Origin of the sequence: Rugamonas apoptosis (genome assembly GCF_014042355.1) — a bacterium.
Lineage (GTDB): Bacteria > Pseudomonadota > Gammaproteobacteria > Burkholderiales > Burkholderiaceae_D > Rugamonas > Rugamonas apoptosis.
The window spans coordinates 1-338 of record NZ_JACEZU010000049.1; the positions used below are offsets into that span (position 1 = coordinate 1).

The 338-nt window shown below is 47.0% G+C and carries 2 tRNA genes; both read left to right on the forward strand.

Going from position 1 to position 338, the window contains the following annotated elements:
* The first annotated feature begins 45 nt into the window (after positions 1-45).
* A tRNA-Ile gene (locus H3H39_RS27370) sits at positions 46-122 on the forward strand.
* Positions 123-139: 17 nt separating this feature from the next.
* A tRNA-Ala gene (locus H3H39_RS27375) sits at positions 140-215 on the forward strand.
* Positions 216-338 lie beyond the last annotated feature (123 nt).

The following is a 338-nucleotide window of genomic DNA, read 5'->3' on the forward strand; positions in this document are numbered from 1 at the left end:
CAAGCGTTCACACTTATCGACTGTAAATCAAGAAGAACAGCATTTGGGGCTGTAGCTCAGCTGGTTAGAGCACCGTGTTGATAACGCGGGGGTCGTTGGTTCGAGTCCAACCAGCCCTACCAGTTTCGCCTGAATCAACGGGGGATTAGCTCAGCTGGGAGAGCACCTGCTTTGCAAGCAGGGGGTCGTCGGTTCGATCCCGTCATCCTCCACCATAAAGTTCAAACGTAAGTCAGCCAGGTCTGGTTGCGATTTAGGTTTGATCTTTTAGAGATCAAGTGCTGTATGTTCTTTAACAATCTGGAAGAAGTAAGTAAAGATTATTTATTGATCGTTTT